The 15,231-nt window shown below is 43.7% G+C and carries 7 protein-coding genes; 4 read left to right on the top strand and 3 right to left on the bottom strand.

All coding sequences use genetic code 11. The features are described from left to right. Window positions 1–24: 24 nt before the first annotated feature. Both HMPREF9447_RS13025 and HMPREF9447_RS13020 read left to right on the top strand, forming a co-directional pair. Entirely contained in the window at window positions 25–1,578 is a 1,554-nt protein-coding gene (locus HMPREF9447_RS13025; RefSeq protein WP_009130210.1) for a glycoside hydrolase family 43 protein, read from the top strand. 7 nt (window positions 1,579–1,585) lie between these two features. Further along, complete coding sequence (locus HMPREF9447_RS13020) at window positions 1,586–2,713, top strand: aldose epimerase family protein (protein ID WP_009130209.1); 1,128 nt, start codon at window positions 1,586–1,588, stop codon at window positions 2,711–2,713. A 77-nt stretch (window positions 2,714–2,790) separates the two neighbouring features. On the opposite strand, the gene HMPREF9447_RS13015 is transcribed toward HMPREF9447_RS13020, so the two are convergent. Beyond that, the gene (locus HMPREF9447_RS13015) at window positions 2,791–4,746 is read right to left on the bottom strand and encodes a RagB/SusD family nutrient uptake outer membrane protein (RefSeq protein WP_009130208.1); all 1,956 of its coding nucleotides are present in this window, start codon (window positions 4,744–4,746) and stop codon (window positions 2,791–2,793) included. A 21-nt stretch (window positions 4,747–4,767) separates the two neighbouring features. Next, window positions 4,768–7,869 (bottom strand): SusC/RagA family TonB-linked outer membrane protein, encoded by a 3,102-nt coding sequence (locus HMPREF9447_RS13010; RefSeq protein WP_009130207.1) that lies wholly within the window; start codon window positions 7,867–7,869, stop codon window positions 4,768–4,770. A gap of 370 nt (window positions 7,870–8,239) precedes the next feature. Here HMPREF9447_RS13010 and HMPREF9447_RS13005 point away from each other — a divergent pair, with 370 nt between their 5' ends. Next, window positions 8,240–12,310, top strand: a complete 4,071-nt coding sequence (locus HMPREF9447_RS13005; RefSeq protein ID WP_009130206.1) for a hybrid sensor histidine kinase/response regulator transcription factor — start codon at window positions 8,240–8,242, stop codon at window positions 12,308–12,310. Between the two features lie 180 nt (window positions 12,311–12,490). Here HMPREF9447_RS13005 and HMPREF9447_RS13000 read toward each other — a convergent pair whose 3' ends face one another. After that, the gene (locus HMPREF9447_RS13000; protein WP_009130205.1) at window positions 12,491–13,348 is read right to left on the bottom strand and encodes a helix-turn-helix domain-containing protein; all 858 of its coding nucleotides are present in this window, start codon (window positions 13,346–13,348) and stop codon (window positions 12,491–12,493) included. Between the two features lie 219 nt (window positions 13,349–13,567). Between HMPREF9447_RS13000 and HMPREF9447_RS12995 the strand changes: the two genes are divergently transcribed. Continuing rightward, complete coding sequence (locus HMPREF9447_RS12995; RefSeq protein ID WP_009130204.1) at window positions 13,568–15,208, top strand: alpha-L-fucosidase; 1,641 nt, start codon at window positions 13,568–13,570, stop codon at window positions 15,206–15,208. Window positions 15,209–15,231: the final 23 nt, after the last annotated feature.

Genomic DNA, 15,231 nt, shown 5'->3' with positions numbered 1-15,231 from the left:
ACTCACTGAAACCTATAAACGATTATGAACAAAGCATTTTTATGGATAGGTTGCCTTATTCTGTTTCTCCTTGCCGGCTGCACAAATGCCGGCAAGAAGGCAGCCAAAGAAGAAACAACCTTCACAAACCCTGTCATCTACTCGGATGTGCCGGATGTGGACGTGATACGCGTAGGTAGTGATTACTACATGATAAGTACCACTGCACACATGTCTCCCGGTGCCCCCATCATGCACTCCAAGGACATGGTGAACTGGAAAATCATCAGTTACGTGTTCGATGAAATCAAAGAAAGCCCCTACAACGATCTGGAAGGCGGCAACATCTATAGCCGCGGACAGTGGGCAGCTTCTTTACGCTATCACGACGGGCTCTTCTATGTATTCTTCGGCACTGGCAACAAGTCCTATATCTATACGGCAAAAGACCCGGCAGGAACGTGGGAACAGAAGTTAGTAATCGACGAATACCTGCACGATGCCTCCATGCTGTTCGATGACGACGGGAAAATCTACCTGGCTTATGGTGCACGCCATATCCGCATTATTGAATTCAACAAAGATCTGTCCGGCATCAATCCCGACGGCTTACAGGTAGAAGTCATCCCCGGTGAGCCGAAAGGTTTGCTGGAAGGCACGCACTTTTATAAGTTCGACGGTAAGTATTATCTCACCCTGATCTGGTGGCCGGAAGGTGGCATACGCACACAGCTTTGCTTCCGCTCTGATAAAGTGGCGGGACCTTACGACATGAAAACAATTCTCTCGGACGACCTTGGATATGCCAACCACGGTGTGGCACAAGGTTGCTTCATCGACACAGAGAAGGGTGAATGGTATGCTATGTTGTTTCAGGATCATGAGGCTGTGGGTCGTGTACCGGTATTGATGCCTTGCCGTTGGGAGGATGGTTGGCCGATACTGGGCGATGAAAACGGCAAAGTGCCTCCGGTAATGAAAACACCTGTACAAGGTTATGATGAAAAGACGGAACTCGTGGTGAGCGATGACTTTGACAAGTCTCCCAAACTGGGTCTGACCTGGCAATGGAACCACAATCCGGATAATTCACTCTGGACACTTACCGAACGTCCGGGATACCTCCGCCTGAAGACCGGAAAGGTAGTGAAGGACATCTTTGAAGCACGCAACACACTGACGCAACGCACGGAAGGTCCGAAGTGCAGCGGTGTCATCTCTCTTGACCTTACATATATGAATGATGGTGACCATACTGGTCTGGCAGCCTTCTGCTCAGAGCCGGGAACTATTTCCGTCATTAAGGAGAATGGTAAAAAGTATTTAGTGATGACCGACCGTAATGTAGAGAAAGCTCGCAAAGAACTGAATCAGGATATCGTATATCTGAAAATGGACTGCGACTTTACTACAGACCATGCCGTGTTCTCTTATAGTCTGGACGATAGTAACTGGACTCAATTGGGAGATAAGTTCCACATGATATTCAGCATGGCACACTTCACGGGTAATAAGTTCGCCATATTCAATTATGCCACCCAAACTGCCGGCGGATATGTGGATGTTGATTTCTTCCGTTATGAGAAACAATCTAATTAAAAGCAATATGAATAAACTGATTCTTTTGGTATGCACAGCCCTGATGGTTGGATGTACCGCAAATATGAAAGAAGACTTAACCGCATCCGGATTAAAGAGAAGCAATTTTCAGACAGAAGTCAATGGTGAAAAGACCGATTTGTTTGTCCTGACAAACAAAAACAATATGGAAGTGTGCATCACCAATTTCGGCGGACGTATCGTGTCGGTTATGGTGCCTGATAAAGACGGTATTATGAAAGATGTCGTATTAGGTTTTGATTCCATACAAGATTACATCAAGTATCCGTCTGACTTCGGAGCAAGCATCGGGCGATACGCCAACCGTATTAACCAGGGGCGTTTCACATTGGACGGAGTGGAATATCAATTGCCGCAGAACAATTACGGACACTGCCTGCACGGTGGTCCGAAAGGTTTCCAGTACCGCATCTTCAATGCCGTTCAGAAGAGCAATCAAGAAGTGCAACTGACTTATTTGGCAAAAGATGGAGAAGAAGGTTTCCCGGGTAATTTTCAATGCACCGTCACCATGAAACTGACGGATGACAACGCCATTGACATACAGTATGAAGCGGAAACGGACAAACCGACCATTGTCAATATGACCAACCACTCTTACTTCAACCTGGATGGCAATCCTTCAAAGGATAATTCAAGTTATCTGTTGACCCTGAACGCCGACCATTATACTCCGGTGGACAGCACTTTTATGACGACCGGCGAAATAGCAACCGTTGAAGGTACTCCTATGGATTTCAGACAACCTACTGCCATCGGTGCCAACATCAATCAGGACTTCGCACAGTTGAAGAATGGAAACGGCATCGACCATAACTGGGTGCTGAATACTCAAGGAGACATAAATAAAGTATGTGCCACACTTGAATCACCCGCCACAGGCATCGTTCTGGATGTTTACACCAATGAGCCCGGCATACAGGTTTATTGCGGTAACTTCCTGGACGGTACATTGACCGGCAAGAAGGGAATTGTCTACAATTTCCGTACAGCCGTTTGCCTGGAAACGCAACACTATCCCGACACTCCTAACAAACCGGAGTGGCCGTCGGCTGTGTTACGGCCGGGAGAGAAATATCAGAGCCAATGCATCTATAAATTCTCGGTACGCTAAATATAAATCAACTACAAATGATAAAAGCCGCAAGCAAGATTAAGTCTTTTGCCTGCGGCTTTATTATTTACTTAACATTAATTGTATCCCGGATTCTGGTAATTCTTTTTATAATCCACATCACCCTCCAGCCTGTCGAGTTGACTTGTAGGAATGGGGCGCAGATACATATATTTCTCAATAAAGCGAGGTACTGTCACCGGATTATCACCACCTTTGCTACTGATTTTGTAAGTGCTTGCAAACTCTTCCCACTTCTGGGTGCGTGCCAGATCATACCAACGGAAACCTTCACCAAAATACTCCCGGCTGCGCTCAGCAAGAATGTAGTCGATATTTATAGTGGCAGGTGTAGCCGCTGTCATTGCAGCACTATTATCCACTACCTTCGGAGCGTTTTCAGCCACACAGAAGCTCCATTTCCCGGCGCGGGCACGAATGACGTTTATCAATTCTCTTGCACCCATACCTGCTTGTGCATTGGCACCTTTCACTACCGCTTCGGCAGCGATGAAATAGAACTCGGAGAACTTTAAGATATTGAATGGACGGGTGCTTGACGCCTTATCGTCGTTGTAATCAGTCCCTTTACGGGCAACACCCAGTTTCCAGAGTCCCGGGAAGACGGCGCGTGAAATCTTAGTTAAAGGCATCACGTAGTCTGCTCTATCCGGCAAAGTTCCAAGTCCCATTTGATTATTGTTGTTACTGTAATCAATATTTCCCGGATCTTCCGGCAGGAAAGAAACAGCCACCTCGCCTGGATATACCGGCAGGTAATTGGCATTATAAACTACCGTCGGTGCAGTGCTTCCAGCCAGATTATATGTAGCAGGATATGCGGAAACAAATGTACCGTCAAAGCGGGAGTCAATCGTCTTATCGGCAAAGGTCGTTTCGAACACATCAATTGAGGGAGCCATGCGGCTCCACATACGGCTGAACGACTGTCCGGCTCTGACACTGCGGAAGAACGTACCTGTTCCGTTCCATGCATCTGCCGTCCGGCTACTTTGTACGGACTGGAAATACCATGTCACCATCCATATAGCCTGATTTTGTGCAGAAGTATCGTCATTTGGCGCTCCGTCCCATCCAACTACATTACCCTCATTGTAAGATGCATTCTCTTCCGTATGGTCAGCATAAAGCATGATTTCCTTATTACGGTCATTGGTGAACACATGCACATCATAGTACGTCGGTTGCAGTCCGTAAATGCCCGGCGCATTGATGGCCGTAAGCGATACATCGTAGGCTTGCTGGAAGTACCATGCTTTGTCTTTCCCATCCGGGTCAGAGCGGTCACAGACCGGATAAGTATCTATATTATTCGGATTTTCCAACCACCAGCCATAAGTGAGGTACGCCTTGGCGAGAACGAGCCGAGCAGTATTCTTGGTTACTGTTCCCGTCAGTCGTGACGTTTCAGGTAAAGCTGAAATAGCTGTAAGCAAGTCCGGGAAAATAGCCTTGGTATAAACCTCGGGCACAGTATTACGCATGGAAACCCGCGTCGGAGTAGAGTTGGCCTTCAGTTCGCCACCACCCAAATCCAAAGGTACGCCGCCAAAAGCTTGCACCAGCTGGAAATAATAGAACGCACGGAAAAAGCGGGCCTCGGCAGTGAGAGCTTCGGGCATACCTGCCTTCGTGCCGTTGTCAATAATGGCGCTGGCATTGTTTATGGCAGAGTAAGCTACATTCCACAACACATCAAAACGACTGTTGGCAGCATCGGGTATTTTGCCCTGGATACTCAGGTCGGCACTCTGAAAGTTTGCATCGGCTTGTGAACCGTAGGTATATTCGTCGGTACCTGTTTCACAAGCATTGTAATAGTAGGGTTGTCCGTAAACTCTGCGTAAGCTGGTGTAGAGGCCTGTTAGTCCACCCACCACGCCCTGTTCGGTTTCAAAGAAACCGGGCTCGTAAATGTTACGTGGATTCTCGTTCAGAATATCCGAACATCCTGTGAGGAAAGATGAGAGAATCATGATTCCCAGAATAAACTTTATATATATACTTTTCATATCTTAATCTTTTTAAAAGGGTTAGAATGATAAATTAAGACCGAACAGGAAGTTCCGCGTTGCCGGAGTATTGTAACCTACAATTGCCAACCCTGAATTAGCGTATTGTGTAGTGATTGCCTGATTCTCGGTAGCAAGAGAATTGGGTTCGGGATCAAGTCCTGTTTCGTTGTTATAGGGTGAGAATAGTACAAACGGGTTCTGCACAGTGGCATAAAGGCGCAAGCCTTTCACACCAAACTGGTTCAGGAATGATTTAGGCACATCATAACCCAATGTAATAGTGCGTATTTTCATATAAGAGCCGGAGAACATAGCCATACTATTGGCATATTTGGCATTGTCGTTTGCAGTAACTCCACCCGGCCTCGGATACTTGGCACCTGTATTTTCAGGTGTCCAGTAATCTACCTTCACGTTGCCATGGCGTCCGCTCAGGAGATTGAGGTAGCTGGTTCCACCGTAAAGTGTTGAAATCAACGTTCCGCCACATTGGAAACCACCTACAACAGTCAGGTCGAAGCCTTTGTAAGCCACACGAGTATTGAAACCACCCTGAAACTTGGGGTCCACTTCGATGACCTGACGGTCGTCAGTTCCGATTTGTCTGACGGGCTTTCCGTTTTCATCATACTTTCCGTTATATTTCACCTTAATCATACCGGCATTTCCTTCCGGCTCCAGAATCTTACGTATTTCTTCTTCACTCTCTTGCCAGATGCCAATCTTCTCATAATCATAAATCACGTTAATGGGTTTTCCCACAAACCACCAGTTACCCTCGTCACGGTCTGCTTGTGAAGTCAGTTTCAGCAACTTGTTCTTGTTGTGATAGAAGTTAATACCTGCTTCCCAAGTCCATCCGTTCAGATTATCCAATATTACACCATTCAGTGAAATCTCGAATCCCCTGTTTTGGGTTTCACCGATATTTGCCATATAAGAGCCTACACCGGAAGTACTGGGCAAGTTCACCTTTAACAGGATGTCTTTTGTATGCTGTGAATAGTATTCGATTGTACCGCTCAGTCGGTTATTGAACATCGAGAAGTTGACACCATAGTTCCACGTAGTAGTATATTCCCATCCCAGGTTTGCATTGGGCAACTCGGACAGTACATAACCGGTTTGATAAAGATCGCCAAAGTTATAAAGGCGTGTGCCCAGCAATCCGAGCGTTTTGTAAGGATCAACTGCCTGATTGGAAGTCTCACCATAACCTACGCGTAATTTCAGTTGGTCGAGCCATGTCAGACTCTCCATAAAACCTTCTTTATGCATGTTCCAGCCAACGGACACGGCAGGATACGTATGCCATTTATGCCCCGGAGCCAGACGAGAAGAAGCATCAGCACGAAACGTGGCACTTGCCATGTACTTGTCATCATACGAATACATCACACGTCCCATCCATGACATCAAACCAGTCTCCGAATAGCCCTGGTTATTTGGACTTATAGTTATTTCACCTTCTGCTTTCGACAGATCGTAATATTGGAAGTGGTCTGCCGGAAAATCTCTCGCAGAAACACCCGAACGGTTATAGCGAGTTTGCTCGGCAGAGTAAAGCGCAACAACATTGATGTTGTGCTTTTCGGCAAAGGTGCGATCATAAGTCACCAGGTTTTCTACCGCCCAGTTGGTAGTCAGTGAGTTACTAATAGAAGCAGATGATGGTGCATTGGGGTCGCTTGGGCTTGTCACGCCAATTCCTGTAAAACCACCACCCGTAGTTGTGCGGACATTCAGACCGAGATTGAAGCGATACTTCAAACCTTGTACCCAGGGAGCGCTTATTTCTCCGTAAAGGCTATTATAGGAAGCCAGAGATTTATTATCGCTCATCCATTTGTCCGATGCTTCTTTCAGCAGGTCTTTGGTCCATACTTTATAGATATCAGTTGGTCCGCTCTGTACCGCTCTTTTCAGACTGCCGTCTTCGTTGTAAGGATTGGCCAACGGCGAACTGGAAAGTACATCACCGGTATTTATCTGACTACCCTCTGATAAACTGTAACTGTTGTTGGACGACAATCCCACCTTAACATATTTGCCGATATTTTGATCTACGGAAGCGCGTAGCGATATACGGCTATATTGCTGTGTAGGAATGGGAGATTGGTCAAGATAGTAGCTTGCGCCAAAGGCATAATTGCCGTCATCGCTACCTTTCGTTACGCTGACATCATGATTGGTAATCACACCGGTGCGATACATCATATCCTGCCAGTTTGTATTTACATCATCCGATTCGTCGCTGGAGTTTGTAACCGGAGCAGTGCTTTTTCCCAAGTCTGCAATAGTTCTTGCTGCATCCGCACGCAGTTGGGCAAATTCGGGTCCGTTCATCATCGGGAATTCAATGGCATTCTTCACACCATAATAACCACTGTAAGTAACTTGCGGTTTCTGTCCCTTATTTCCACGAACAGTCGTTATCAAGATAACACCGTTCGCACCACGCGAACCATAGATAGCAGTTGCCGAAGCATCCTTCAGGATATCGAGGCTCTTGATGCTGTTAGGATCAATATCATTGATGGAGCCCGCAAAAGGAATGCCATCGAGCACTATCAAGGGGTCGTTGCTGGCACTGAGCGAGCGCGTACCACGGATACGGATTTGCATCCCGGCACCGGGCTTAGAGGAGGTCTGTGTCATTTCCACACCAGCCACACGATTTTGCAAGGCATTCGTGATGTTACCGGTTTGTACCGCCCGGAGATCATCACCCCGCATGGAAGCTACCGAACCGGTGACTGCCTCTTTGCGTTGCGTACCATAACCGATAACGACTACTTCATCCAGTAACTTCGTATCATCTTTTAATATAACCGTCAGAGAAGTCTGTCCGTTCAATGGTATTTCCTGAGTCTGATAACCCACAAAAGAGATGACTAATGTTGCATTCTTGGGGACATTGAGAGTAAAGTTACCATCGATATCGCTAATAATACCATTGGTAGTACCTTTTTCGACCACACTGGCACCGATGACCGATTCACCGAGTGCGTCTTTTACTATGCCTTTCACCGTGACATTTTGTGAAAATGCCCACAATGGTATCAGGCACAATAAGAATAATAGCCCTAAGGACTTAAAATAATGATTGGTGCTTTTCATAAAATCATTAATTAAATGAGTGATACAATTTGTTGATTTAAGTTGAATGAATAATTAAATAGATTCTTTTTCATGTCTTCATATTATTAAAATTAAAAGTTAAACAGTCACATACTTATTATAAGGCATAATGCCTATTCCGTTTCGGACTTTACAAAAGTAGATTATATGGAAAAATAAAGGCTCTAATGGGGTTACACAAATATGATATGAAAAGTACATTACCTTTCTCCAGGTTACAAAACCTTATACCAACGTTACATACATGCCATGAAATAGCTTTAGAACAGAGATAGAGGGCATCAGGGTATGCTTGTAAATCGATTATTTTGTGTAAGTTTGCAGTACATTCTCTACTAATCATAATACTATGGATATGAAAACACTCAAGCACACCATCTTTATAATGCTACTTCTGGTTATTCCCTCCAAAAGCATATCACAGACAGGAACTTATTACTCTGCTAACGGGCAACTCAGCAGTAGCCTTATCAATCATTTATATCAAGATCAGAGAGGTTTCATCTGGGCATCCACCGAGTTCGGGCTGAACAAGTTCGATGGTATACATTTTACTCACTACAAACATCTCGACAATGATTCAACTTCTTTAGTAAACAGTCATGTGCGAGCTGTATTCGAAGACAGCTACCAGAATTTATGGATAAGATGCCTGAGAGGACTGATGCTCTATCATCCCGAAACGGATGATTTTGAACTCATAAAAATGAAAGGAATGATGGGGACAGTTCACGTAACGAGCCTCACAGAACTGCACAACGGCGAAGTGTGGGGAACAACAGCCGGTGACACTATCTTTCGCATGAACCTCTCCGACAAAGTAATGGAACCGATGAACGAGATAAACGACAAGCTCCAACTAACAACTTTGAATGCCATCTTTGAAGATGTAGAGAGAAACCTTTGGTTTAGTACGGAGACTGAAGGACTTGTTTGCTATCATCCTAAGTCCGAAGAGATACTGCGTTTCAGTTATCCCGATATTCCGGAAAACAGCATATCAGCCATCGAGGGGGATGATAAAGGGAATTTATTCATCGGTACCCTAACCAAAGGTGTATGCTTGTATGACAAAGACAAAAACAAGTTCATACGTATTCCATACGAAAACACACAAGACTTGCCAATAAAAAGGTTGGCTTTCATAGATGGTAAGCTTCTGATTGGTACAGACGGAAAAGGGGTAAAAACCTACAATCCGGAACTCCACCGGATTGAGAATTTCCCCATCAATGCCATCCCATTTGACCTGAGTACCGGAAAAGTACACAGTATATTGCAAGATAGAGACCAAAATCTGTGGTTGGGTATATTTCAGAAAGGTATTGTTTTCTTGCCTGCACACAGGGAGCGCTTCGAGTATATCGGCCACAAGCTATTATACAACAATCCGATAGGTTCCGGATGTATCATGTCCATCTTTAAGGATGCAGACAATCACTTATGGATAGGAGCGGATAATGAAGGCCTTTTTGAACTGGATGCCAATCATAAACTAATCAGGCACTATCGCCCGGAAGATTTCCCCGGTTCTGTTTCAAATACAATTACGAGTATCTTTCAGGACTCAGACCATAATCTCTGGCTGGGAGCTTATGCCAAAGGATTAGCTATGTTTGACAGGAGAACGGGTAAATGCAACTATGTCCCTCAACTCCTGCATGAAAAGATAATGAATATCATCGAAGACAAACACCGTACTTTGTACATAGCCACACTGGGGAACGGACTATATACTTATAATTTAGATACAAAAGTTCTCCGTCAATACAATGTTATCCGCAATGAGGAAAGCGGGCTGCGAGTCAACGAGCCCAGCAATAACTGGGTGAATGTTCTGCTTTGCGACCGCGATGGGCAGATATGGATAGGTGGATATCAAGGAATTTCCTGCTATGACCCGGCGCAAAACAGTTTTAGCAAAACAGAGCAGATTGTACCGGGCAGTGTAGGTTATAGTCTTCTCGAAGATAAAAAAGGAAACATCTGGGCAGGTACATCAAGCGGACTTTACCGTATTGAAAAAAAGACGCAGGAAGTACAAAGATACACTATGTCAGACGGCCTTCCCAACAATATCATTTGTGCAATCTGCGAAGATAAGAACCAGAATATATGGGTTAGTACTTACAACGGCATAAGTAAGTTCGACAGGAAAAGCCAACGTTTTATCAACTATTACGTGGGAGACGGACTGCAAGGAAATGAATTCACTCACGGTGCTTTCTTCCATGAGAAAGACGGAGGAATCTACTTTGGCGGAAGTGATGGTATCACCTACTTCATTCCGGAGCAAATCATAGAACAACCCCGGAAGAATGACGTCTATATAACCGACTTCCAGGTATTCAACCAGCCTATCAACAAAAACACTTTATCCGGCAACAGACCTATTATAACAACATCAGTAATTGATGCGAATGTTTTTCGCCTCAGTCATCAGGACAATACGTTCAGTATCGTGTTTTCCACTCTCAGGTATGACAATCCTCAACAGATAAAGTACCAATACAAAATAAAAGAGTTAGGAGAAGAATGGCAAAGTACTGAAACTGGCAATAACCGCGTAACTTATAACAAACTTCCTCACGGCAAATATACTTTCCAAGTATGCGCCACCGAGCATGGCAACACCTCAGAAATACGTACTGTCGACATCATCATTACCCCTCCCTGGTATCTGTCCGGTTGGGCATACTTCATATATTCCATATTATGCCTGTTACTGATATCGGCTATCATCATTTATATCCGTAGCCGTATCCGCCAACGGCAGGAGATGACAGAGCGTAAGCATCAGGAAGAAATCAACGAAGCCAAGCTACAGTTCTTCATCAACATCTCCCATGAGATACGTACCCCGATGACGCTAATCATCAATCCAATTGAAAAACTGCTATCGGAGAATAAAACATCGGAACTTAACAAAACCTACCTGATGATTTACCGCAATTCCCAGCGCATCCTGCGGCTGGTGAACCAACTGATGGATATGCGTAAGGTGGACAAAGGGCAAATGTTCATGAAATTCAGAGAAACGGATATAGTAGGCTTCATTGACGACCTGACGCTGACATTTGAATATGCAGCCCGGCAGAAAAATATTCGGCTGGCTTTTATTCATGAAGCCTCTCTACTAAAGGTATGGATAGACTTAAATAACTTCGACAAGATTCTTATGAACCTGCTGTCGAATGCATTTAAGTATACTCCCGAGAACGGAAAAATCAGCATCACACTTACGCAGGGGAGTGATAACACCGATGGCCCACTGAAGAATTACTTTGAAATAACAATAGAGGATACGGGCATCGGACTGGAAGAAGATAAAATAGAGCGTATCTTCGATCGTTTCTATCAGATAAACAACGGTTCGACCTATAATAATATGGGAACCGGAATAGGTCTGCACCTGACTCATTCACTGGTACAACTCCATCATGGCACAATCAGCGCCGAGAACCGTAAAGACTGCAAAGGAAGCCGCTTCATTATACGCATACCGTTGGGAGCCTCTCATCTGAAACCAAATGAGCTTGAGGATCCTGCAAATTTTGAAAATATCCCCCATACTTTGCCCGTCAACGAGAAACTGGAATTTGAAGCAAAAGAAATGCCTGCTGATAACGTGCAAACCAAATCCAAAACCAATTTCCACATATTGGTGGTAGAAGATGAGAAAGATATTCAGGACTATCTGGTGGAACAATTAAAGGACCTCTACAAAATAATCACCTGCAATAATGGAAAAGAGGCTCTCAGTACTATTCTCTCCACTACTCCCGATCTGGTAATCAGTGATATCATGATGCCGGAAATGGATGGCATAACCTTATGCAAGAAAATCAAACAGAACGTAAATATCAACCACATACCGGTAATCCTACTCACAGCCAAAGGAAAACCGGAAGATTATGCAGAAGGTATAGACACCGGAGCCGATGCATACATGGTAAAGCCATTTAATGTTGAAATACTGAGGAAAACAGTTTCCAATCTGATATCCAACCGGAAACTCTTAAAAAACAAATTCAGTGGTATGCAGCAACAGGAAGAGAAACTGGAAATGCTGAATATAAAACCTGCGGACGAAATCCTGATGGAGAAAATAATGAAAGTCATCAACGATAATCTGGCAGAGCCTACACTGGATGTGGAGATGCTGGCCAAAAGTGTGGGACTGAGCCGTGTGCACTTGTATCGCAAATTAAAGGCGTTAACCAACCTCAGCACCCGCGACTTTATCCGGAACATTCGCATACAGCAAGCCGCCAAACTCCTGCAAGATAAGAGGATGAATATATCCGATATTGCCTATTCCGTCGGCTTTAACAATCTGGCACATTTCTCTAACTCTTTCAAGGAGCAGTTTGGTATTTCACCCAAAGAGTATATGCAAAAGTACGGTAATACTCTTTGAAAAATACAAGAGAACGTATATATAAGATTATTGTTCTGTTTTTCCCCATCTCATTACCTGAACCGTACCAAGTCCGTGTCATCTCCGTATCTATACGCATGGACTTGATACGGACCAGGTACGGGCCAGACACGGACCGGATATGGTTCAGACAAGAGAACTGTTCTAAATCTCCGATTATCAATGATAAGAGTTACGGTATTCCTGTGGTGTCAGTCCGGTCGTCTTTTTAAAGAGCCGGTTAAAGTAAGAATAATCATCGAAAGAAAGGGCAAAAGCCACATTCTTCACCGACATCTCATCAGTCACCAGAATGAGCTGTGCTTTCTCTATTTTCTTCTGACTGATATACTTAGAGGGAGTAACACCTGTTTCTTTCTTGAACAGACGAATGAAATGGTCTTTTGACAAACACGAGTTTTCGGCTAACGTTGTCAAGTCTATAGTCTCGTATATATGTTTTCGTATATAAAGAATAGCTTTCTCTATCCGGTCATCTTTTGTTTCCACCTTAACCTGAGCACGTTTCAGAAAATGTGCCAGTAACTGATACACAATGCCACGTGATTCAACCTTATCGCACAATGCTCGTTGCTTGTTTTTCAGAAGATTCTGCATGAGCATTGAGTTATTATCATAACTTGCAGGGTCCGATTTAGGTAAACTCATGTGAGGGTTTATTGCACATAGGCGCTGAAACAAAGCCAGGTCCAGATCGCCGGCAGGTATCTCTACCGGGAATTCCCATTCATCCAATAAATTGGAATCTGATTGGTGTTCTTCATAAATGTGCAGGTAGTAGTGACAGAAATTAGAGTTGCATATATATCCATGAACTGTAAAAGCGGGAATAAAATACAAATAGTTTGGTTTCAGAATTTGTATTCCTCCGGAAAGTTCTATCTGAGCCGTCCCTTCTGTTATATAATACAAACGTGTAAACGGACTATTTACATTCTTCCAATTCCAGTCCGCATTATGCACTGCCAAACCGACATTCAGTACAAGAGGATGTAACTTATCAACCAATGAAGCCATAGTATATAGTATTTAGTAACCTGATAAAGATAAGTGAATTTCTTTATCACTCAAAGTGATTATCGATATTCTCAATATAAAAATCGTTTTTATCCTATAATATCAAATACTTTCCAACAATATCATCGATATTTTCCAATACAAACACTTTTTAATCCTATTACAACTACTTATTAATACATATCTTTGCAATGTACAATAGAAACAAAATTAATACCTATGAAAACTAAAATTTTATTAGCTTCTTTAGCTCTTTCGATAGGAACGTTATCTGCTCAAAACTATCAGGTTCCGGTATCGGAAAAAAACGAACCTATGATGAAAGGTGAATTCCAGCCCACATGGAAATCTTTGGAAAATTACCAAGTGCCCGAATGGTTCAAGAACGCAAAGTTCGGAATATGGGCACATTGGGGTCCTCAGTGTGTAGAAGGCTCAGGCGACTGGATGGCGCGCTCCATGTATATGGAAGGAACATCAGAATATAAGCATCATGTAGAACACTATGGCCATCCTTCTGAAGTGGGTTTCAAAGATATTATCCCTCTATTTAAAGCTGAAAAATGGAATCCGGATGAACTGGTGGCATTCTATAAGAAAATAGGAGCACAGTATTTTTTTGCTTTAGGTAACCATCATGATAATTTTGACCTTTGGGATAGTAAATATCAACCATGGAATTCAAAGAACATGGGTCCGAAACGTGATATCTTGGCAGAATGGGAAAAAGCGGCACGCAAATACGAGCTTCCATTTGGTATCAGTTTCCATGCTGACCATGCCTGGACTTGGTATGAACCCTCCCAACGTTATGACAGACACGGTTCTAAAGCCGGTGTTCCTTACGATGGCACTTTAACCAAAGCTGATGGCAAAGGTAAGTGGTGGGAAGGATATGATCCTCAGGACTTATATGCACAAAATCATCCAATGAGTAAGGGAAGTTGGGCAGACGGCATGATTCACAGCCAATGGGCCTGGGGAAACGGGGCATGTTTGCCAACCCAGGAATACTGCACAAACTTTTATGACCGTACAGTAGATGCCATCAATCGTTATAATCCCGATCTGATTTATTTTGATGTAACTGTAGCTCCATTCTATCCAATCAGTGATGCCGGATTGAAGATTGCGGCTCACTTCTATAACCACAATATGGCAACCCATAAAGGGAAACTGGAAGCCGTCATGTTAAGTAAGATATTGGATGAAAACCAACGCAAAGCCATTGTTTGGGATGTGGAACGCGGTGCACCCAATGAAATTATGGAGCAGCCCTGGCAATCTTGCTCATGCATTGGCGGATGGCATTACAATACATCTATTTATGAGAACAATTGGTATAAATCAGCGTCAGACGTTGCAAAACTGTTGATTGATATCGTAAGTAAGAATGGTAATCTGCTTCTCAGCGTTCCATTGCGAGCCGACGGTACGTTTGATGAAAAAGAAGAAAAGATATTGAATGAATTCGGTGAGTGGATGAATATTAATAAAGAAGCTATCTACAATACACGTCCTTGGGAAATATTCGGTGAAGGTCCGATAGCCGAAGCCGATATCAAAATCAATGCACAGGGATTCAACGAAGGAGCGTATAGCAAAGCTACGGCACAGGAGATCCGTTTCACGCAAACCAAGAAGGATTTATATGCTACGGTTTTGGCATGGCCGGAAAATGGAAACGTAACCATCAAATCATTAGGTGCCGACAGCAAACTATTTCCGCAAAAAATAAGGAAGGTAGAGTTGCTGGGATATGGTACGGTACGGTTCAACCGCACAGCAGAGGGGCTTTCCATTACTTTACCGGAGAAAAAGCTCAATAATATAGCTCCCGTATTCAAGATAAAGAAATAAAATCATTAAGTTGTAATAAGTGA

Source organism: Bacteroides oleiciplenus YIT 12058 (assembly GCF_000315485.1).
Classification (GTDB): Bacteria; Bacteroidota; Bacteroidia; order Bacteroidales; family Bacteroidaceae; genus Bacteroides; species Bacteroides oleiciplenus.
The sequence above is the reverse complement of the archived record's forward strand: the minus strand, read 5'-3'. Positions and strand labels throughout refer to the sequence as shown.